The following is a 20,353-nucleotide window of genomic DNA, read 5'->3' on the forward strand; positions in this document are numbered from 1 at the left end:
CCGAGGGACCGCCGCCGTCGGATGTCAGTGGTCGGTGAGAGGGTTCGAGTAGTGAGGTTCTCGCCGTGACGGGGAGGTGACGAGATGGACCTCGAAGGGGACGGGACCGAGCCCGAAAGGCAGCCTGACGCGGTCGCCTCGGCGCCGGCAGAGCACCTCGAGGAGATGCTGCCCGGCGACTGGAAGCCGGAGGCCGAGACACCCGCCACCCCTCTCCCCGTCCCCAGCGCCGCCGACGAGCGCTTCGGTCCCACGGGATCGACCTCCTGGCCCACCGATCGCCTCGCCGAGCTGCTTCCCGTGGAGGGAGCGCTCGGCGACTACCTCGCTCCCTTGCCTCCCGGCCCGCGGCTGGGCATCCTGCTCGCCGCCATCGATCCCGCGGAGGTGGACGAGTACTCGCTCGTGGAGCTGGCCGCGGCGCACAAGCGGATGGAGTCCTACGCCGCGGCGCAAGCCGCAAAGGTGGCGGCGGAGCTTGCTGAGCGACCGGCTCTCAACCCCGACTGGCCGGGCACCCTGCGCGGCCGGACCCGCGGTGAGTGCCTCGCCGGCCACGAGCTCGCGATGCGGCTGAAGATGAGCAAGATCGCAGCGACCCGGATGGCGGCCAGCGGTCGGGCGTTCGGCAACCTGCTGGAGGCCACGGGCGAGGCACTGGAGCGGGGCCTCATCGACTACCCGCGAGCGCAGGTCATCTTCACCACGCTCGATGGCCTGCCGCCGGAGGTCGCGCTCGCCGCCCAGTGGGAGGTCATCGAGACGGCGCCCGGCAGGACCCTCCGGCAGCTGAGGGAAGACCTCGAGAAGGCGGTCATCTCCGTCGACCCCGAGGAAGCGGACGCGCGTCACCGGGCCGCCCGTCAGAAGCGCACGGTCTACCACCCGCGGGCCCTGCCCGACGGTATGGCGAGCATGACCGCCGTCCTGCCCGCGGCCGACGCCATTGCCGTCGACCTCACGCTCGAGAGCGCGGCCCGCGCTGCCAAGCACGCGGGTGATGGCCGCACCATCGACCAGCTGCGTGCCGATGCCTTCTCGCTCATGGCGTACGGCGCCCTCGCCAACGGGTACATCGGGGTGCTTTCTGAGCAGCAGCTCGCCTCGTCGGCGGCCACGGGGGCTGACGACAGCCCCGCTGGCGTGACGGACCCAAGCGCAGCTGGTGGTGAGGTGCCAGCAAGGCGTGCGGCCGATCCGCCGTCCGGTTCGAAGGGGCCTCGTGTGCCCGCAGACGAACCAGCGCCCGGATTCGAGGGGCCGGGTCTGCCTGCAGACGAACCAGCGCCCGGATTCGAGGGGCCGGGTCTGCCTGCAGACGGAGCGGCGACCGATTGCGACGAGCCACCTGCGCCCGAGCCTGGTGCCGCGAAGGCGGAGGCAGTCCCTGACACCAAGCGAGCCGGACGAGGGAAGGGCACCGAGGTGCCCTACGGAGCGGCGCCGCCAGTCCCCGGTCAGCGTCTGCCCGGTGGACGGCTCCCCGCGGTGCGTCTCGGCACCATCGGCGGGCTGCCCGTCGAGGTCCGCCTCAACGTCCCGCTCGCCGTGGCACTGCCCGGCCTCAACGCTCCGGCGCGCAACGCGCTCGAGCGTGATCCCGAGCCGGTCGCCGAGCTCGAGGGCTACGGCCCCATCGCCCCCGAGGTCGCCCGAGCGCTCGCCGCAGGTGGCCAGTGGCGGCGGATCGTGAGCGACCCGGTGACCGGGCAGGTGCTCGACGTCGGCCGCACCCGGTACGAGCCGCCCGCCGCCATGGCAGACCTCGTCCGCGAGCGCGACCGGACGTGCATCGAGCCGAGCTGCTCGACACCGGCCCGTCACTGCCAGCTCGACCACATCCACGAGTGGCAGCACGGTGGGGAGACCTCGGTGTGGAACCTCGGACCTCAGTGCACCCGCGTCCACGCCGTCAAGAGCCAGGGCGGGTTCACGGTCGCGCGCGCCTCTGACGGCACCTACGCCTGGACCACCATGACCGGCCACGGCTACCTGCGGCGCACCGACGGCACCGTCATCATGATGCCGCGGGAGACCGCAGTGGGGCTGCGTCGCATCGGCAAGGAGATGCGCCGCACCGGCAGGAGCGTGCCGGCCGAGGTGGTCGACGCGGTCCTGGCCGAGGTGGCCGCGGGAAGCGCCGTGACTGGCGGATGGACGCCACCGCCGCTGCCCCAGCGCTCGCTCCCGGCGTGGGGCGACGGCGCGGCTGGTCCCGCGTGGGGCGGGGACGACGAGCCTCCGTTCTGACCGGACGGTGACGGCGACCCCCCGGTCCCACAAGACACGGGCGGCTGCCGAGCGGCGGCGAGCGACGAGCCCCCCGAGCCCCCTCAGCCAGCGAGAAGCTCCCGCACCCGCGGGATCACCTCGGTCCCGTACAGCCGGATCGCCTCGAGGCTGTGGCGGTGCGGCATCGGACCGTTGCTGTACTTGAGGTCGAAGCGGCTGAGCCCGAGCTGGCGCACCGTCTTCGCGATCTTCTGGGCAACGGTCTCGGGTGAGCCGGCGAACACGGCCCCGTTCTCCACCTCCATGTCGAACTGCATGCGGGTGGTGGGCCCCCAGCCACGCTCGGCGCCGATGCGGTCACGGTTCGCCTTGAAGTGCGGGAACATCAGCTCACGCGCCTGCTCGTCGGTCGCGGCGACGAAGCCGGGCGCGTGCACGCCCACGGGCAGCTCGGGCTGACCCAGCTCATTGAGGGCCCGGCGGTAGAGGTCGGCGAAGGGCACGAAGCGCGACGGCTCCCCACCGATGACCGCGAGCATCATCGGGATGCCGTAGCGCGCCGCGCGGACCACCGACTCCGGCGAGCCTCCCACTCCGATCCAGGTCCGCAGCGTCCCGGCCTCGGTCTTCGGGTACACCCGGGCGTCGCGCAGCGGACCACGCACGGTGCCCTCCCAGCTGACCGGCTCCTCGCTGCGCAGCAGCGCGAAGAGGTCGAGCTTCTCGGAGAAGAGTCGCTCGTAGTCGGACAGGTTGAGCCCGAACAGCGGGAAGGACTCGGTGAAGGAACCACGGCCCAGAATCACCTCGGCGCGACCGCCGGAGACGCCGTCGAGGGTCGCCATCTTCTCGTAGACGCGGACGGGATCGTCGGAGCTGAGCACCGTCACGGCGGTACCGAGCACGATCCGGCTCGTCCGCGAGGCGATCGCGGCGAGCACGATCTCGGGCGCGGAGATGGCGAAGTCATCCCGGTGGTGCTCGCCCAGGCCGATGGCGTCCACGCCCACCTCGTCGGCGAGCACGCCCTGCTCCACGACCTCGCGCAGCACCTGGCCGAAGGAGCGCGGACGCCCGTCCTCGTCGACGGTCATGTCACCGAAGGTGTCGAGCCCCAACCGGACCTCGTGCGGCGGCAGGACGGGCTGGAGGTCGGGCGCGGTACTCATCCCGCCACGGTAGGCGATCGCCCAAAACTAGGCGGACTTCACCCGGTCCGGGTAGTAGGCCCAGTGCCAGGTCTCGCGCGGGGTGTCCTCGACGAAGCCGTACTTTTCCCCGTTGGCACGCATCCAGGCGAGGGCCTCACCGTCCAGGTGAAGGTCCAGGGCGCGGCCCCAGCCGTGGTTGCTCGTACCCGGCACCGCAGCCAGCCCGCCGTCCTTCAACAGGCCGAGGCGGTTCTCGAGCTCGAGCTGCCGCTCGTAAGTGCGGTAGGAGTCGTTGATGCCGATGTCCACGCCGTCCGCCTTGGCGTCCGCGAGGAGCTTCTCGAAGTTGGCCGCCGCCGGTGCCCACATGCTGTGGCCGGTGGCGCCGATCGGGGCGAGCGCCTGCGCGGGGATCTTGCCGTTGCCGTACATCGCGAGGTCGGTCGGCACGCCCTTGGCGTCGAGCGCGCCCACAGCTGAGGTGACGGCGAGGGTCGTGTCAACCGGTGAGGTCGCAGAGGCCGGCGCGAACTCCCCGGCCGCCTGCGTGAAGAGCTTGTCGAAGGTGCCTGTGGTGTCCACGGTGGCCGGCGGCGGCGGCGTCGACAGCGCCGTCAGCTGTGCCTGGATCCCCGCGATCCGCTGGGTGATCGAGAGCACCCCGTCCATACCTGTCTCCCCTCGTCCACCTTCCCTATCGGCAGCGCGGACGCGAGGTTGAGGCACTACCGCTCGACGACGTTCCGCAGCTCCCGGCTCTCGAGCAGCGCGCGCAGGTTGTGGGCCACGAGCTCGTCCGCGCCCACCGGCCGACCGCCAGCGGCGTGCGGCGTGATGAGGAGCCGCGGCGCGTCCCACAGCGGCGAGTCCTCCGGCAGCGGCTCGACGGCGGTGACGTCCAGGGCCGCGCCGGCGATCGTCCCGTCGGTGAGGGCGGCAAGCAGGGCGTCCTCGTCGACGGTCGAGCCCCGCCCGACGTTGACGACGTAGGCGTGGTCCGGCAGCGCCGCCAGGCGCCGCGCGTCGAGGGCTTTCTCCGTCGCCGGGGTCGAGGGCAGGATCATGACGAGCACGTCCGTCCGCGCGAGCTCCGCCTCGACGTCCTCCTCGGCGACCACGTCGAAGCCGGCCCGCTCCCCCGCGCTCCTGGCCACTCCCCGCACCGTCGCGCCGAGCGACTGCAGCACCGGCGCCAGGGTCTGCCCGATGTTCCCGAAGCCCCACACGAGCACCCGTGCCCCGATGAGCGTGGTGACCTTGCCTTCCGGGTGCAGCGGCTGGACCCCGCCGATCCGACGGTCCCACCGGTGCGCGGCCTGCGCCTCCGACGCCTGCGGCAGGCGCCGCAGCAGCGCGAGGACCAGCGCAAGCGCGTGCTCGGTGACCGTCGGGCTGTGCAGTCCGACACCCGAGGTGATGACGATGTCGTCGGGGAAGCCGGCGGCGAGCACCGAGTCCGGCCCGGCGGCCAGCGTCTGCACCCAGCGCAGGTTCGGCATCGCCCCTGCCACCTCCGCCAGGTGCTCCCCGGAGCCGCCCCACACGACCAGCGCCTCCGCGTCCCGGTGCTCGGGCGGCACCGGAGCCGTCGCGTCGTACATGACCGCGCGGACGCCGTCGGGAAGGGTCGGGTCCAGCGGCACCGAGTCGGGCAGGAGGATCTTCACGGCGTGGGCTCCGTCGGTCGGTGGGGCGGGGGCTCCGTCCATCATGGACGACGGCGCAGCGCCCCGCCGGAGGCACCGGTCACCAGTGCCCCGCCGGAGGCACCGGTCACCAGTGCCGCCGTCACCGGTGCCGCCGATCACCAGTGCCGCCGGTCACCAGTAGGGCGGCACGACGTGCTCCTCGTCCAGGTAGGGCCACTCGAGGGCGGCCGGCGACAAGGCGGTGTCGACCCAGCGGCCGGCGTCGGCACGGGCGTGGTCCCATGTGACCTCCGCACCCTGCTGCAGCAGCCGGTCCACCCGCAGCTCGATGAGCGCGAACGTCAGCCCACGCGTGAGCACCTCCCGCGTCACCCGCGACATGAGGTCCGCGCCCGCCACGCCCCCGGCCAGCGCCAGGGCGTAGCAGATCCGCACGAGGTCCTCACGGCCCAGCCCCGGGATGCCCGTGAGCGCGGGCGGGTTGATGACCGGCCGTGGCGGCAGCTCCTCCAGGGTGACGCGCTCCCAGTCGTAGTCCGGCTCCTCGAGGTGCTCGCGCAGCATCCGCATGACGCGGTCCGCCGGGGCCGAGCGCTCGGCCGGTGGCAGCAGCCGCCTGGCCTTCATCAGCGTCGGGTTCCGCGAGCGCCCGAGCCGCGAGGCGACGTCGTCCATGTCGGTGACGCCCTCCCGGGCGGCGACGAGGATCTCCTCGTACTCCGCGTCCGTCCACAGCTGCCCCGCGTTCGGTGGCTGCTCGCGCGCGGGCGCCGGGCGCCGCGGCCAGACCGTGACCGGCTCCTCGAGAGTGAAGCCGACGTCGCGCTCCCAGGGCTCCATCTCCTCCATGGGCGTCTCTGCCATGAACGTCTCCCCTCGGTCCCGGCCCGCGGCTGCGGTGCCACACCGAGGATCGCCCGCGGTCGACTGCCGGCGCCCCGGTCCTCCACAGGCCGCTGCGGGGCCAGGACGCCGGGCCCTCTGTGGAGCACCCAGCCGCGAGGCTCAGACGGGCAGGCGGCGGGAGAGGAAGTCGGTCGTGAGCCGCCAGGCGTCAGCACTCGCCCGCTCGTGGTGGAACAGCGGGTGCGGGTTGTCGAAGGCGTGGTTCGCGCCGTCGTGCAGGTGGAACTCCACCTCGGGCCCGGCGACCGCCGCGCGGATCTCCTCGACGGTGCCCATCGGGAGGTAGGTGTCCGCGGTGCCGAAGTGGTGCAGGCTCGGCGCGCTCACACGGTCCGCGAGGCCGAGCAGCTGCGGCAGCGCGGAGCCGTAGTAGGAGACCAGCACGTCGACGTCGGTCACGGCCGCCACGTTGAAGGCCACGCCGCCGCCGAAGCAGAACCCGAGCACCCCGACGCCCCCGGCCACCTCCGGTCGCGAGCGCAGCGTGCCCACGGAGGCGACGGCGTCGGCCACGGTCGTCTCCCAGTCCAGCTGCGCCTGCAGGGCCATGCCCTGCTCGAGGAACGCGTCGCTCGACTCGTCCACGCCGCCGTCCGCACGCCAGTACAGCTCCGGCGCCAGCACGACGTACCCGAGCGCGGCCAGGTCCGCGGCTCGCGAGCGGATGTACTCCGACACCCCGAAGATCTCCTGCAGCAGCACGATCCCCGGCCCGGTTCCCGACGGCGGGAGCCACAGCTGGGCGGGCATGTCACCGTCGGGGACGCGGACAGTGGTGGTCGCTGCGGTCATGCCGGTCACTCCCCTGGGTCGACGCCGCGGCCTGCGCCGGCCGCGTCACCACCCTATCCACGGGCCCCGCCGCGGCAGCGGGAGGACCTTGGTCCCGCATCCGGCGGTCGCGCCCCTCCCTAGGGTCGAGGACGCACTGGGGGGCTGCCGACCGCACCGCCTCTCGCTGTCACCACGGACACGACACGAGGGGACACCATGACCGCACAGCTAGTGATGCCGCAGGCCACCGTCGAGGAGAGCCTGAGCGCGGACCACGAGGCCGTCATCATCGCCACACTGCCGCTGGTGGGCAGCAAGATCGGCGAGATCGCCCCCGTCTTCTACCGCCGCATGTTCGCCGCGCGCCCGGACCTGCTGCGCAACACCTTCAACCGCGGCAACCAGGCCCAGGGCGCCCAGCAGAAGGCGCTGGCCGCCTCGGTCGCCACGTTCGCCACCCTCCTCGTCACGCCCGACTCCCCGAGCCCGCGCGAGCTGCTCGAGCGGATCGGGCACAAGCACGCCTCCCTCGGCATCACGCCGGAGCAGTACCAGGTGGTCCACGAGCACCTCTTCGCGGCGATCGTCGAGGTGCTCGGAGAGGACGTCGTCACGGCGGAGGTAGCCGCGGCGTGGGACTCGGTCTACTGGATCATGGCGCGCACGCTCATCGCCTTCGAGGCCGACCTCTACGCGGGCGCCGGCGTCACGCCCGGCGACGTCTTCCGCACCGCCCGGGTGGTCGAGCGCGTCGAGGAGTCCACCGACGTCACCTCCTTCGTCCTCACCTCGCCCGACACCGACTCACCGCTGCCGGACTTCGTACCGGGGCAGTACGTCTCCGTCGGTGTGCACCTGCCCGACGGCGCGCGCCAGCTGCGTCAGTACAGCCTGTCCGGCCCCACCGGCACGGGCCGGTGGCGGATCACCGTCAAGCGGGTGACGCCGATCGCCACGGACCCGGCCGGGGAGGTCTCGAGCTGGCTGCACGCCCACCTGCGCGCCGGGGATGACCTCCAGGTCACGCTGCCCTTCGGTGACCTCACGGTCGAGACGGCGGGCAGCGGACCGGTCGTCCTCGCGTCCGCCGGCATCGGCCTCACCCCGATGCTGGGCATCCTCCACCACCTCGCCGACCAAGAGCCGGACCGCCGCGTCACCGTGCTCCACGCCGACCGTGACGCCGACGATGCCGCTCTCGTCGACGAGCTGCGCGCGGTGGTGGGCCGGCTGGCCCGCGCCGAGCTGCACACGTGGTTCGAGCACGGCACCGCCCCCGGAGCGCGGGCCGGGCTCATGGACCTCGGCGGCCTCACCCTCGACCCGGCGGCCGAGATCCTCGTCTGCGGGCCCAGCGCGTTCCTCCAGGCGCTGCGGATCCAGCTCGAGAAGGCCCACGTCGCCGACGCCCGGGTGCACTACGAGCTCTTCGCCCCCAACGACTGGCTGCTGCCCGCCTGAGCCGAGCGCTACGCGGCGGCCGGGACCGGCTCGCGCTCCGTCGCCGTCGTCGTCCGTCGCTGCCGCAGCTCGAGGAGCGCGGAGGCGCCGAGGAGGACCAGACCCACCGCCGCGAGTGCGGCGCCGACGAGGTTGGGGGCGCGCAGCCCGGCACCGGCGGCGATGACCGCGCCGCCCAGCCACGCGCCGATCGTGTTGGCGATGTTGAAGGCGGACTGGACGCCGGCGGAGACCATGGTCGGCGCGCCCCCGGCCTGCGCGACGATCCGCATCTGGATCGCCGGGCCGAGGGCGAGGCTACCGAAGCCGAGGAGGACGAGGAGCACGACGGCGGCCGCCGGGCTGTCGAGGAACATGGTGAGGGCGAGGAGCACGGCGATGACGAGGACGAGCCCGCCGGCGAGGGTCGCGAGGGTGCTGCGGTCGGACATGCGCCCGCCGAGGAAGGAGCCGGCCGTCATGCCGACGCCCACGAGGACGAGCACCCACGGCACCGAGGACTCCGCCAGCCCGGAGACGTCGGTGAGCATCGGCGTCACGTAGCTGTAGCTGGCGAACAGGCCGCCGAGCCCGAAGACGACGACAGCGAGCGTGAGGAGCACCTGCGGGCGCGCGAAGGCGGCGAGCTCGGCGCGCAGCGAGCCGGCGGCGGTGGTGTCGCGGGCGCCGCGCGGCGCGAGGACGGCAACGGCGACCGTCGCGAGGACCCCGACGAGCGCGATCGCCGCGAAGGTCCAGCGCCAGCCGGCCTGCTGGGCGATGAAGGTGCCCGCCGGGACGCCGACGACGTTGGCGATCGTGAGCCCGATCATGACCGTGGCCATCGCCTGACCCCGGCGCCCCGGGGCGACGAGCGAGGCCGCGACGAGCACCCCGACGCCGAAGAACGCGCCGTGCGGCAGGCCGGTGAGGAAGCGCGTCGCGAGCAGCGCCTCGTGGGTGGGGGCGAGCGCGGAGAGGAAGTTGCCCAGGGTGAACAGGACGAGCAGGCCGACCAGGGTCCAGCGGCGGGCCAGCCGCACGGTCAGCGCGGTGAGCAGCGGAGCGCCGACGACGACACCGATCGCGTAGGAGGACACGTACTGTCCGGCGGTCGGGACGTCCACACCCAGGTCCGCGCCGACGATCGGCAGCATCCCCATGATGACGAACTCGGTGGTGCCGATCCCGAAGGTGCCGAGCGCGAGGGCGAGGATGGCGATGGGCACAGGCAGACTCCTCGGGTGGCGCGGGAGAGCCGGCCGGAGGGGCGCGGGGCCGCGGTCATGGCACGCGGCCGACGGCGTGGCGGCTCGCCGTCCACCCTACGAGCGCAGGCGCCGACAGTGCCGCCCGGACCCGCCCTGCGAGACGAGCGATGCGTCACCCCTTCCGCCAGGAGCGGGCCGGTGGCAGGCTGTGCTCCCACCACGGCAGCCGTCCGTACCGGTCGCGGCTGCCCCGGGAGGAAGGGACGCCCGTGGACCACGTGACCTCGCCGGACGGGACGGCGATCGCCTACCGGAGCGTGGGTGAGGGTCCGCCCGCCGTCGTCGTCAACGGAGCGCTGAGCGAGCACTCCTCCGCGCTGCCGCTGGCCCAAGCGCTGGCAGGAGACCTCCGGGTCACCGTCTACGACCGGCGCTCTCGCGGGCACAGCGGGGACCTGTCCCCCGGTGTCGCTGGCGCCGTCGAGCGGGAGCTGGCGGACCTGGCCGCGGTGGTGGAGACGGCGCTCGGCGAGGCCGGTGACGACGGCAAGAGTGGCGTGACGGTCATCGGCTCCTCCTCCGGCGGGCTGCTCGCGCTGGCCGCCGCGGCGACGGGCCTGCCGGTGGCGCGGGTCGTCGTCTTCGAGCCGCCCCTCGCGACACCCGGCTTCCCGCTGTCCGCGCCGCCCGACCTCCCCGAGCAGCTCCACGGGCTCATCGGCGAGGGGCGGCGAGGTGACGCCGTCGCCCTCTTCCTCACCTCCGCCGTCGGGCTGCCCGCCGCGGTGGTGGCCCAGATGAGGCAGCTGCCGGACTGGGCGGAGCGCGAGGCACTGGCGGCCAGCACCGTCTACGACACCGCGCTGTCGCGGCGCTACCCGGAGGTGGCCGCCTTCGGACCGCTCGACGTCCCCGTCCTGGCCCTCCACGGGGAGGGGACGTGGCCGATGCTCCGCGCCTCCGCCGTCGCCGTCGGGCAGGCCCTCCCCCGCGGCCAGCACCGCGCGGTGGCGGGCGCCGACCACCGGCTGGACCCGCACGCCGTCGCCGCCGCGGTGCGCGAGCACCTCACGTAGGGCCACCTCCGGTCGCGCGGCCCGGCAGCGCGTGTTTCGGTGGGACGGTCCCGGCCGTGAGGGCCGGCTGCCCACGAGGAGGACACATGACTGACGAGGGAACCCGGAAGGTCGCCGAGCTCATCAAGGACGCTCGCATCGCCATGCTCACGACGGTCGACGCGGACGGGCGGCTGGTGAGCCGGCCGATGGGCCTGCAGGAGGTCGAGTTCGACGGCGACCTGTGGTTCTTCGCCGACGACCGCTCCGACACCGTCTCCGAGGTGGCCGCCAACCCGGCCGTCAACGTCTCCTTCAGCTCCGGGGACTCGTGGGTGTCGATCACCGGGATCGCGTCCGTCGTCCGCGACCGCGCCAAGTCCGAGGAGCTGTGGAACAGCTTCGTCGAGGCGTGGTTCCCCGACGGCCCGGACACCCCCGGCGTCGTCCTCCTCAAGGTCGACACGCACGCCGCCCAGTACTGGGACACCCCGGGCGGCAAGGTCGTCCAGCTCTACAGCATGATCAAGTCCAAGGTTGTCGGGGAGCGTTACGACGGCGGGGACTCGGGCACCGTCCAGCTCGACTGACACCGGCCTGGACGGAGTGGGACGGAGCACGGAATAGAGCTCCGTCCCACTCGCTTGTTCGACATAGACTCGGCCGCCGGTGCGCGAGGTTGCCCCCGCGGGAGCGACCGAGCGCCGTGGGCCTGCGTACGTCAGAACCACGTCCCAGGAGCTGCCCATGAGCGTCGACGAGCGCACCACCCCCGCCACCACCGGGGCGGAGGACACGATCCCCGGGCCGGTCACGCTCGTCATCGGGATCCTGCTCGTCGCCTCCTTCGTCATGATCCTCAACGAGACGGTCATGAGCGTGGCCATCCCGCGGCTCATGGAGGAGTTCACCGTCACGGCGGCGACGGCGCAGTGGCTGACGACGGCGTTCATGCTCACCATGGCGGTGGTCATCCCGACGACGGGTCTCATCCTCACCCGCTTCTCCACCCGCTCGGTCTTCCTCGCCGCCATGGGCACCTTCACCGCGGGCACCGCGCTCGCCGCCGTCGCCCCGGTGTTCCCGGTGCTCGTCGCCGCGCGCGTCGTCCAGGCCAGCGGCACCGCCGTCATGCTGCCGCTGCTCATCACCACCGTGCTCACCTTCGTTCCGGTCTCCCGCCGCGGCCGCACGATGGGCCTCATCTCCATCGTCATCGCCGTCGCACCGGCCGTCGGCCCCACGTTCTCCGGGTTCGTCCTCGCGAACCTCGGCTGGCGCTGGATGTTCCTCACCGTGCTGCCGGTCGCGGCGATCGCGCTCGTCGTCGGCGGCTCGCTCGTCAAGAACATCACGACGCCGCGGGCCGTCCCCGTCGACGTCCTGTCGATCGTGCTCTCCGCCGCCGCCTTCGGCGGGCTCATCTACGGGTTGAGCAGCATCGGCGAGGCCACCGAGGGCGGAGCAGCGGTCTCCCCGGCGGTGCCGCTCATCATCGGTGTGCTGTCCCTGGCGCTGTTCACCCGGCGCCAGCTCGGCCTGCAGCGCGAGGACGCCGCCCTGCTCGACCTGCGTCCCTTCCGCTCGCGGACCTTCACCGTCAGCCTCCTCATGATGCTCATCTCGATGGGCGCGCTGTTCGGCACGCTCATCCTGCTGCCGATGTTCCTCCAGAACGTCATGGGGCTGACGACGCTGCAGACGGGGCTCGTCCTCCTGCCGGGTGGGCTCACCATGGGCCTCATCGCCCCGCTCGTGGGCCGGCTCTACGACCGCATCGGGCCGCGCCCGCTCGTCATCCCGGGCTCCGTCGTCGTCGCGACCGCGCTGAGCCTCATGACCCTCCTCTCCGCCGCGAGCCCGACCTGGCACGTCGTCCTGATCCACGTGCTGCTCAGCGTGGGCCTCGGCTTCCTCATGACCCCGCTCATGACGTCGGCGCTCGGGTCGGTGGAGCCGGCGCTGTACTCGCACGGCAGCGCCATCCTCAACACCCTGCAGCAGCTCGCCGGCGGCGCCGGCACGGCGCTGTTCATCACCGTGATGACCACGCGTACCGCCGCGGGCGTCACCGAGGGCCTGGGCGCGCTCGAGGCGCAGGCCGGCGGCATCCACGACGCGTTCCTCTGCGGCGCGGTCCTCGCCGTCCTCGCGGTCGCGATCTCCTTCCTCGTGAGGAAGCCCGCGCCGGTCCCCGCCAGCGTGGGTCACTGAGGGTCCGCGCCCGCGCCCCCACTCTTCCTCGCCGACAGCCGGATTCCTCCGCCACGCCAACTCCGCTGGTGTCGGTGGCGGCTGCCACACTTGGGGGCATGCCGAAGAAGAAGCGCCGCCCTCGTAAGCCAGCCGCGCGACGCCCGGAGCGCCAGCGGCCGCCCGCCGGGGGGTCCCTGGGAGCGAACGTCGTCGACTACGCGGTCGAGCAGGGTGTGGACGTCTCGGACCCCGCTCAGCTGGCGGCGTACATGGAGATGTACAACGCCCTGCCGCTGGAGGAGCGCGTGATGATCAGTGACGGCCTTTGGCGTGAGGACGTCGACGACGACGAGCTCGACGACGTCCTCCTCCCGCCATTCCTCGACCGGATGCCCGACGACGAGACGATGGAGGGCGTGCTCGCCGGCGTCGACGAGCACGCCCTCTTCGTCGACGCGCCGCTCATGCGGCGTGCCGACATCCTCATGCGTGCGATCGGGTCGAGGCAGCCGTTCGACCCGGAGGAGGGTTTCGGGCGGACGATGACGCTCGAGCTGCTGGGGAAGTTCGGCTACGACGCCGAGGAGGACGTCGAGACCACGTGGGACGCCCCGCCGGTGAGCGCGCTCGTCGCCGGGCTGGTGGGCGGCGGGTTCCTCGAGCTCCGAGACGGTCAGCTCGTCCCCTCCGCGGGCGTCGCGCCCTGGGCGTGGCCGGACGACGCTCCCGAGGAGCGGGTGGTCGTCGGCCGCATCCTCTACGCGACGACCCTGAGCGCGTTCCTCGAGGAGCAGGACGGCGTCTCCGCAGCGATCGCGCCGCCGCTCACCGCGATGGCACTCATGTCGGCCGTCGCCCCGGACGGGCTGCACGTCCCCGAGGCCACCGACGAGCCGGACGGCTACGAGGACCTGCGGCTCGCCGTCCGGGACGACCTCCTCGCCCTCGAGGACATCGGCATCGTCACCCGCGACGGCGACACCTTCTTCGCCTCCCCGGTCCTCATCACGGTCCTTCCTGCGGTGATCGAGGACCTGGAAGTCACCCTGGAGTGACCGGGCGCCGGGACCGTCACGGGAGGAACGCCACCTCGACGGGCTCACCAGGGACGACGCGACCAGCACGAGATCCCCTCCGACCGCTGTGCACCGTCGCGACCCCTCCAACGTGCCGCGGGCTGCGGCCGTGGAGCTCGGCCGTAGCGCGCGGGTGCGGCCGGGCGTTGTGGTTTGTAGCGTCGAGGAGGGGTGCGCGACCCCGCGCTCCCCGACCCGACCACAGGAGGACGCGATGAGAACCGCCGAGATGATTGCCAGCTCACCCGCTCAGACAGGAGTTGACCCCGAGCTCCTGGCGCGCACGATCGATGCGCTCGTCGCGTGCGCGCAGACCTGCACCGCCTGTGCGGACGCGTGCCTGAGCGAGGAGATGGTCGCCGAGATGCGCGCCTGCATCCGCACCGACCTCGACTGCGCCGACGTCTGCGACACCACCGCCCGGGTGCTGTCCCGGCAGACCGCGTACAACGCCGAGGTCACCCGCGCCCTGCTCCAGGCGTGCATCCAGGTCTGTCGCACCTGCGGCGACGAGTGCGCCTCGCACGCCGACCGCCACGAGCACTGCCGCATCTGCGCCGAGGTCTGCCGCGCCTGTGAGCAGGCCTGCGCGGAGCTGCTCGCCGCGATCGGCTAGGTTCCTGCACCCGCAGGAACGGCCAGATCCTCCGGAGGAACCCGGCTCTCGGTAACACGTGCGGTCTCGCAACACGTGCGCTCTCGGTCACACGTGCGCTCTTGGGTGCGGGAGGGTTGATGGGTGGGGGTGGTCGGACGGCGGGGCGCTTGTCGCCCCGCCGTCCCACCCCGTGGCTCAGCCGGCCGTGGTGCGGCGGCGAGCGGTGAGGAGGCCGCCTCCGACCGCGAGGAGGCCGAGCGCCGTGAGGGCGAGCGTCCCGCCCACGCCGGTCGACGGGAGCCGCCCGCCACCGGGCTGGGCGTCCGCGTCCTCCGTCGGCTCGGCGGGCTCGGTGGGCGCCGGCGGGTCGGTCGGCTCGGCCGGGTCGGTGGGCACCGGCGTCGTCGGCTCCTCGGCCGGCGACTCCTCCACGAGCCGGACGGTCGCCAGGCGCACGTCACCGCGCGCCACGAGGTAGAGGTCGTGGACCCCGGCCGCGACGTCCCCGAGCTCGGCGGACGCCACCTCGTACGCGTAGCGGTCCCCCGTGCTCGGGACCTCGACGGTGCCGAGGAGCTCGCCGTCCGGGCCGTCGAGCCGCACCTCGACCTCCGTCGGACCCTCCGTCTCGCGCGCGGCCGCAACCTCGAACGTCCGGCCCGCGGACTCCGCGAGGCGCACGTCGTGGAAGGCCAGCCACTCGCCGTCGCCGGCTGCCGCGCTGTCCCCCGCCGCCCTCGTCCGGTCGACAATCTCGACGCCCGCGTACGCGTCGAAGTCGACGGCGTCCTCCCCGTCGGTGAGGTCCCGCTCGCGGGGCACCACCTCGCCGGTGACGACGAACCGCGACTGCGCCCGCACGTCCTGCGACGAGCTGCCGACGAGCACGTCGTACCGGCCCGGAGAGACGACCTCGGCGTCGGTCTCGACCTCCCAGTAGGCCAAGTCCGCGGCCGGCAGGGAGAAGCTCACCGTCCGGGTCTGTCCCGCGGGCACCGCGACACGCTGGAAGTCACGCAGCGTCTGCCGTGCCTGCTCGACCGGCGCGTCGAGGGTGCGGGTGTAGAGCTGGACGACCTCGTCGCTGTCCCGCGCCCCCGCGTTGGTGACGTCCACCGCCACCGCCACGGTGCCGTCCGGCGCCACCTCGTCCGACCCGAGCCGCGCCGCGGAGTACTCGAAGTCCGTGTACGTGAGACCGTGACCGAAGGGGAAGCGCGCCTCCCCGTCGAAGTACTGGTACGTCGTCCCGGCCTGGGCGACGTCGTACTCGAGGATGCTCTCGGGCAGGTCCTCGACCGAGCGGTACCAGGTCTGCGTGAGCCGGCCGGCCGGGGACTCGTCCCCGAGCAGCACCTCCGCCAGCGCGGTGCCCGTCTCCTGCCCGGCGTGCGAGGTCCACAGGACCGTCGGCAGGTCGTCGGGGACGGCCACCGGGTAGCTCGTCATGAGGACGACGACGACGTTCTCGTTGGCCTCCGCCACCGCCTCCACGAGCTCCTCCTGCGCGGGTGAGAGCCGGATGTCGGCTCGGTCCTGCGTCTCTCGTCCGTTGATGTAGGGGTTGTTCCCCACGACGACGACGGCGGTGTCGGCCTCCGCGGCGACGGCCACCGCCTCCTCGGCGCCCTCCGCCAACGTCTCGACGACGAAGCGGGTGGCGTCCTCGGCCTCCGCGGCCGCGGTGACCCCGCCGTCCTCGCCGACGGAGAGGTAGCGGCCGTTCTGGACGTTGCGGACGATCGTCGTCCCGTCCTCGGCGTCCTCGAGGTTGAAGGTCTCGCGCACCTCCCAGCCGTTCGGCTGCACCTGGTCGTTGCGCACGACGTCGTCCCAGCCGCGCGAGAGGTACTTCCCGTTCGCCTCCGTGCGCAGCGCGTAGACGCCCTCGCCCCAGTCGAAGAGCTGCAGGGTCTCCGCCGGGCCGGCGGCGTCCGGCCTGGCGGTGACCTCGCCACCCTCCTCGCCGGCGGGCGCGCTGAGGTAGGCGCCGGTCGCGGCCACGCGCAGGGCCACGGAGTCCACGCCCTCGCTCGTCGTCACCTGCTCGGCGCCGAGCCGCCCGGTGAGCCCGTCCAGCGCGGTGACGCGGTAGGGCATCGTGCCGGAGTACCAGTCCTCGTAGAGGGTGTCGCTGAGCGGGCCGACGACGGCGACGCTCCCGTCCTCGCCTAGCGGCAGTGCGTCGTCGTCGTTCTCGAGGAGGACCATCTGCGCGAGGGCCGCCTCGTGGGCGAGATCCTGGTGCTCCGGGGCGTTGATGACCTCCTCGGTGATGTCCTCGTAGGGGTTGAGGCCCGGCGGGTCGAAGTCGCCGAGGCGGAAGCGTACGGGCAGCATGTGCCGCAGCGCGCCGTCGAGATCCTCCTCGGTGAGCAGCCCCTGCTCGAGCGCGTCGGTGAGGTTCCCGGTCGTGAAGTTCGGGTCCTCCCCGCGGTCGGTGAAGCTGTCGATGCCCGCCTGGACGAGTGCCGCGTGACTCTCGGCGTGGGTGTCGTAGTAGCCCTGGACGTCCACGACGTTGCCTGGCGCGTACGCGTCGGAGACGACGAGGAGCTCCTCCTCGCTCCACGTGCGCGCCTGCTCGATGAGCGGCGACAGGTGGGCGGGACGTCCGTTGACGAAGTTGTAGGACGCCATCATCCCGTTGGCCGCGCCGGCGGAGAGGGCCGCCTCGAAGGCGGGCAGCCAGTACTCGTGGAGCGCCCGCGGCGGAAGGCTGGAGTTGGTCGTGTCACGCCGGACCTCGTTGTTGTAGCCGATGAAGTGCTTGAGCATCGGCGCGGCCCGCAGGTAGGTCTCGTCGTCACCCTGGATGCCGCCGGCGTAGGCGGTGGACATGACGCCGGTGTGGTGGGCGTCCTCGGAGTAGCCCTCCTCGTTGCGCCCCGCCCGCGGGTCGCGGAGGAGGTCGACGACGGGCGCCCACAGGTTGAGCCCGTGGTAGTCCGGGTCGAGGTGGTGAAAGCCGCGCGCCTCGGTGCCTACGACCTCCCCGACCCGGCTAAGAAGCTCCGGGTCCCAGGTGGAGCCCAGGCCGATGGCCTGAGGGAACACCGTCGCCTCGCCGAGCCAGGCCACGCCGTGCAGTGCCTCCGTGCCGGTGCGGAACGCTGGCAGCCCCAGGCGCGGGATCCCAGGCTGCCACTGGTGCATGAGCGAGACCTTCTCCTCGAGCGTGAGCCGAGTGATGAGGTCCTCCACCCGCTGCTCGAGCGGCAGGCCGGGGTCGCGGAACGGTGGGTCGTCGGTGGCGCTGGTGGCCGGTGGCACGAGCGTCGCGAGCATGAGCGCCGCCAGCCCGGCGACGGCGGCCCGGCGCCGGTGACGGATCAGTCGAGATGACAAGGGTCCCCCTTGAGTCGGCCGGCGCGCGTCCCTGCGCCCGGCATCATCGAAACGCTTCGCCTGTCGAAGCGCTTCCCAACGTATGACCCACCTCACCCCGCGGTCAAGACCCCGGCCGGCATCCGGGCGATGCCCGGGCGGACATCTCGGCGAGCCCAATCGAGACCAGGGCATTGCGCTCACCCCCGCCGTGGGCATATGGTCCCCACCACCGCATCGAAGCGTTTCAACGGGAGGGGAGCAACATGGCCGCCACGATCACCGACGTCGCCCGCGCCGCCGGCGTCTCCATCTCCACCGTCTCCTACGCGCTGAGCGGCAAGCGCCCGATCGGCGAGAAGACGCGCCAGCGCATCGAGGCGGCCGTCGCCGAGCTCGGCTACACGCCCAACGCCGGGGCCCGCGCCCTCGCCGGCCGGCGCACCTACATCCTCGCGGTCACCGAGCCGCTGCGCCCCGACACCTACACCCCCGCCCACATGGCCTTTGTCCTCGCCACGGCGACGGCGGCACGCGCCTACGACTACGACGTCCTGCTCCTCACCCAGGAGGAGGCGGCGGGCGGGCTGCACCGGGTCACCACGAGCCGGATCGTCGACGGCGTCATCGTCCTCGACGTCCTCGACCACGACGAACGCGTCGAGCTCGTCCGCCAGCTCGGCGTGCCCGCCGCGCTCGTCGGCATCCCCGAGGACACCGAGGGCCTCGCCTGCGTCGACCTGGACTTCGCCGCGGCCGCCACCCTCGCCGTCGACCGCCTCGCCGACGGCGGGCACCGCGTCGTCGGCCTCCTCGGCCACCCGGCCTCGGTGTACGAGCGCGGCTCCAACTTCCCCATCCGCTTCCGCGACGCCTTCGTCGCCCGGGCCCAGGAGCGGGGGCTCGAGGTCCGCCTCGCGACGCCCGACCGCACCATCCCCGCGGTGCGCGCGAGCATGGCCGAGCTCCTCGGCAGCGGCCACGACCTCACCGGCCTCGTCATGCACTGCGAGGATGCCGTCCAGATGCGCGCCCTCGACATCCTCCGCGAGGAGGGGCTCGACGTCCCGCGCGACGTGTCCGTCATCTCCGCGGCGTCCACCTTCGACACCTCGAGCTTCTCACCCCCGCTCGACGTCATCCCCCTCGTCGCCGAGGAGAGCTGCTCGCGCGCCGTCGAGCTCGCCATCGCCCAGATCACCGGCGACGGCGAGCCGCGGGTCGAGCTCATCCCGCCCCGGTACGTCGAGCGCGGCTCGACCGCGCCCTGCGCCACCTGACCCACCCCATCCCCGGAGGTGCCTTCCCCGCGACCACTATCGAAACGCTTCCCGTAAGCGCTTCGACCGCTCAGTACGCAGCCGCGATACGCGGCCTACAAGGAGGTAGGAAGACAGATGCAGTCCCGGAAGATCATCATCACCACGGCCACCGCCCTCTCGGCGGCCCTCGCTCTCACCGCCTGCGGCGGGTCTGACGGCGAGGAGAGCGCGGAGGGCGGCGACGACGTCCTGCGCGTGTGGCACTTCGAGAACCCCGACAGCGCCATGGGCATCGCCTGGGAGGAGGCCATGCGGGTCTTCGAGGAGGAGACCGGAGCGACCGTCGAGTTCGAGGAGCGCAGCTTCGAGCAGATCCGCCAGACCGCCAGCCAGGTCCTCAACTCCGACCAGGCGCCCGACGTGCTCGAGTACAACAAGGGCAACGCCACCGCCGGTCTGCTCTCCAGCCAGGGCCTGCTGCGGCCGCTGGACGACGCCGTCGCCGAGCACGGCTGGGACGAGATGCTCGCCCCGGCCCTGCAGACCACGGCGCGCTACGACGAGCGCGGCATCATGGGCACGGGCAGCTGGTTCGGGATCCCGACCTACGGCGAGTTCGTCCAGGTCTACTACAACGTCGACATGTTCGAGGAGGCCGGCGTCGAGGTCCCCACGACCCTCGAGGAGCTCGAGGCGGTCCTGCAGACCTTCGCCGACCAGGGCGTCACGCCGCTCTCCGAGGCCGCCGCCGAGTACCCCCTCGGCCAGCTGTGGTACCAGCTCGCGCTCACCAAGGCCGACCGCCAGTGGGTCGACTCCTACCAGCTGTACACAGGTGACGTCGACTGGCAGGGCCCGGAGATCACCTTCGCGACCGAGACGATCGCCGAGTGGACCGACGCCGGCTACCTCTCCCCCGACGCAACCGGCCTCACCGCCGAGGACGCGGGCGTGGCCTTCATCAACGGCACCTACCCGATCTTCTTCTCCGGCAGCTGGTGGCACGGGCGCTTCACCACGGAGATCACCGACTTCGAGTGGGGCAGCTTCCTCTTCCCCGGTGAGGGCATGTCACCCGGCTCCGCCGGCAACATGTGGGTCATCCCCGAGCGGGCCCGCAACGCCGAGCTCGCCGAGGAGTTCATCGACATCACGATGCGCCCTGAGATCCAGGCCCTCATGGGCAACAACGGCGGCGTACCCGTCGCTGCGGACCCCGCCGACATCGAGGACGAGCTGAGCGCCGAGCTCATCGCCAACTTCAACACGCTCAACGAGCGCGACGGCATCGCCTTCTACCCCGACTGGCCGACCCCGACGTTCTACGACGAGCTCAACGCCGGGCTCCAGGAGCTGCTCAACGGGACGAGGACGGCGCCCGAGGTCCAGGACCAGCTCGGCCAGCAGTACCAGGCCGGCGTCGCCGAGATCACCGGCTGACCGCGTGCCGGGTGCCGCCTCGCGGCGGCACCCGGC

At 72.6% G+C, this 20,353-nt stretch carries 16 protein-coding genes; 9 read left to right on the forward strand and 7 right to left on the reverse strand.

Features of this window, described 5'->3' with window-relative positions; genetic code table 11:
- Positions 1–84: 84 nt before the first annotated feature.
- A complete protein-coding gene (locus tag M3148_RS00415) occupies positions 85–2,250 on the forward strand; it encodes an HNH endonuclease (RefSeq protein WP_251302674.1) in 2,166 nt (721 codons plus the stop codon).
- An 83-nt stretch (positions 2,251–2,333) separates the two neighbouring features.
- Here the strand turns inward: M3148_RS00415 and M3148_RS00420 are convergent, their stop codons facing one another.
- The 5 genes from M3148_RS00420 to M3148_RS00440 form a co-directional block, all read right to left on the reverse strand.
- On the reverse strand, positions 2,334–3,401 hold the full coding sequence (locus M3148_RS00420; protein WP_251302675.1) for an LLM class flavin-dependent oxidoreductase: 1,068 nt from the start codon (positions 3,399–3,401) through the stop codon (positions 2,334–2,336).
- Between the two features lie 27 nt (positions 3,402–3,428).
- Positions 3,429–4,052, reverse strand: coding sequence for a M15 family metallopeptidase (locus M3148_RS00425; RefSeq protein ID WP_251302676.1), 624 nt, complete (start codon positions 4,050–4,052; stop codon positions 3,429–3,431).
- 56 nt (positions 4,053–4,108) lie between these two features.
- On the reverse strand, positions 4,109–5,050 hold the full coding sequence (locus M3148_RS00430; protein WP_251302677.1) for a phosphoglycerate dehydrogenase: 942 nt from the start codon (positions 5,048–5,050) through the stop codon (positions 4,109–4,111).
- 153 nt (positions 5,051–5,203) lie between these two features.
- A complete protein-coding gene (locus tag M3148_RS00435; RefSeq protein ID WP_251302678.1) occupies positions 5,204–5,896 on the reverse strand; it encodes a hypothetical protein in 693 nt (230 codons plus the stop codon).
- Positions 5,897–6,037: 141 nt separating this feature from the next.
- Positions 6,038–6,730 (reverse strand): dienelactone hydrolase family protein, encoded by a 693-nt coding sequence (locus M3148_RS00440; RefSeq protein WP_251302679.1) that lies wholly within the window; start codon positions 6,728–6,730, stop codon positions 6,038–6,040.
- Between the two features lie 198 nt (positions 6,731–6,928).
- Here M3148_RS00440 and M3148_RS00445 point away from each other — a divergent pair, with 198 nt between their 5' ends.
- Positions 6,929–8,173: a globin domain-containing protein gene (locus M3148_RS00445; RefSeq protein WP_251302680.1), complete on the forward strand. Its 1,245-nt coding sequence runs from the start codon at positions 6,929–6,931 to the stop codon at positions 8,171–8,173.
- 8 nt (positions 8,174–8,181) lie between these two features.
- Here the strand turns inward: M3148_RS00445 and M3148_RS00450 are convergent, their stop codons facing one another.
- Positions 8,182–9,381, reverse strand: a complete 1,200-nt coding sequence (locus tag M3148_RS00450) for an MFS transporter (RefSeq protein ID WP_251302681.1) — start codon at positions 9,379–9,381, stop codon at positions 8,182–8,184.
- A 149-nt stretch (positions 9,382–9,530) separates the two neighbouring features.
- Between M3148_RS00450 and M3148_RS00455 the strand changes: the two genes are divergently transcribed.
- From M3148_RS00455 to M3148_RS00475, 5 genes are all read left to right on the forward strand, one after another.
- Complete coding sequence (locus M3148_RS00455) at positions 9,531–10,439, forward strand: alpha/beta fold hydrolase (RefSeq protein ID WP_251302682.1); 909 nt, start codon at positions 9,531–9,533, stop codon at positions 10,437–10,439.
- 86 nt (positions 10,440–10,525) lie between these two features.
- On the forward strand, positions 10,526–11,008 hold the full coding sequence (locus M3148_RS00460) for a pyridoxamine 5'-phosphate oxidase family protein (protein WP_251302683.1): 483 nt from the start codon (positions 10,526–10,528) through the stop codon (positions 11,006–11,008).
- Positions 11,009–11,165: 157 nt separating this feature from the next.
- Positions 11,166–12,632: an MDR family MFS transporter gene (locus M3148_RS00465; protein WP_251302684.1), complete on the forward strand. Its 1,467-nt coding sequence runs from the start codon at positions 11,166–11,168 to the stop codon at positions 12,630–12,632.
- Between the two features lie 98 nt (positions 12,633–12,730).
- Positions 12,731–13,669 (forward strand): hypothetical protein, encoded by a 939-nt coding sequence (locus tag M3148_RS00470; protein WP_251302685.1) that lies wholly within the window; start codon positions 12,731–12,733, stop codon positions 13,667–13,669.
- A 235-nt stretch (positions 13,670–13,904) separates the two neighbouring features.
- Positions 13,905–14,306 (forward strand): four-helix bundle copper-binding protein, encoded by a 402-nt coding sequence (locus M3148_RS00475; protein ID WP_251302686.1) that lies wholly within the window; start codon positions 13,905–13,907, stop codon positions 14,304–14,306.
- Between the two features lie 177 nt (positions 14,307–14,483).
- On the opposite strand, the gene M3148_RS00480 is transcribed toward M3148_RS00475, so the two are convergent.
- A complete protein-coding gene (locus M3148_RS00480) occupies positions 14,484–17,636 on the reverse strand; it encodes a glycoside hydrolase family 3 protein (RefSeq protein ID WP_251302687.1) in 3,153 nt (1,050 codons plus the stop codon).
- A 245-nt stretch (positions 17,637–17,881) separates the two neighbouring features.
- Between M3148_RS00480 and M3148_RS00485 the strand changes: the two genes are divergently transcribed.
- Both M3148_RS00485 and M3148_RS00490 read left to right on the forward strand, forming a co-directional pair.
- Positions 17,882–18,895, forward strand: coding sequence for a LacI family DNA-binding transcriptional regulator (locus M3148_RS00485; RefSeq protein ID WP_251302688.1), 1,014 nt, complete (start codon positions 17,882–17,884; stop codon positions 18,893–18,895).
- A gap of 117 nt (positions 18,896–19,012) precedes the next feature.
- Positions 19,013–20,317 carry an ABC transporter substrate-binding protein gene (locus tag M3148_RS00490; RefSeq protein ID WP_251302689.1) on the forward strand — a complete coding sequence of 435 codons (1,305 nt, stop codon included), beginning with the start codon at positions 19,013–19,015 and terminating at the stop codon, positions 20,315–20,317.
- Positions 20,318–20,353: the final 36 nt, after the last annotated feature.

Source organism: Georgenia satyanarayanai, from assembly GCF_023715365.1.
GTDB lineage: Bacteria > Actinomycetota > Actinomycetes > Actinomycetales > Actinomycetaceae > Oceanitalea > Oceanitalea satyanarayanai_B.

Bases quoted from the DNA above. Each gene is read 5' to 3' on its own strand.
- M3148_RS00415 (WP_251302674.1), top strand. From the start codon at position 85: ATGGACCTCGAAGGGGACGGGACCGAGCCCGAAAGGCAGCCTGACGCG.
- M3148_RS00420 (WP_251302675.1), bottom strand. From the start codon at position 3,401: ATGAGTACCGCGCCCGACCTCCAGCCCGTCCTGCCGCCGCACGAGGTC.
- M3148_RS00425 (WP_251302676.1), bottom strand. From the start codon at position 4,052: ATGGACGGGGTGCTCTCGATCACCCAGCGGATCGCGGGGATCCAGGCA.
- M3148_RS00435 (WP_251302678.1), bottom strand. From the start codon at position 5,896: ATGGCAGAGACGCCCATGGAGGAGATGGAGCCCTGGGAGCGCGACGTC.
- M3148_RS00440 (WP_251302679.1), bottom strand. From the start codon at position 6,730: ATGACCGCAGCGACCACCACTGTCCGCGTCCCCGACGGTGACATGCCC.
- M3148_RS00445 (WP_251302680.1), top strand. From the start codon at position 6,929: ATGACCGCACAGCTAGTGATGCCGCAGGCCACCGTCGAGGAGAGCCTG.
- M3148_RS00455 (WP_251302682.1), top strand. From the start codon at position 9,531: ATGCGTCACCCCTTCCGCCAGGAGCGGGCCGGTGGCAGGCTGTGCTCC.
- M3148_RS00460 (WP_251302683.1), top strand. From the start codon at position 10,526: ATGACTGACGAGGGAACCCGGAAGGTCGCCGAGCTCATCAAGGACGCT.
- M3148_RS00465 (WP_251302684.1), top strand. From the start codon at position 11,166: ATGAGCGTCGACGAGCGCACCACCCCCGCCACCACCGGGGCGGAGGAC.
- M3148_RS00470 (WP_251302685.1), top strand. From the start codon at position 12,731: ATGCCGAAGAAGAAGCGCCGCCCTCGTAAGCCAGCCGCGCGACGCCCG.
- M3148_RS00475 (WP_251302686.1), top strand. From the start codon at position 13,905: ATGAGAACCGCCGAGATGATTGCCAGCTCACCCGCTCAGACAGGAGTT.
- M3148_RS00485 (WP_251302688.1), top strand. From the start codon at position 17,882: ATGGCCGCCACGATCACCGACGTCGCCCGCGCCGCCGGCGTCTCCATC.
- M3148_RS00490 (WP_251302689.1), top strand. From the start codon at position 19,013: ATGCAGTCCCGGAAGATCATCATCACCACGGCCACCGCCCTCTCGGCG.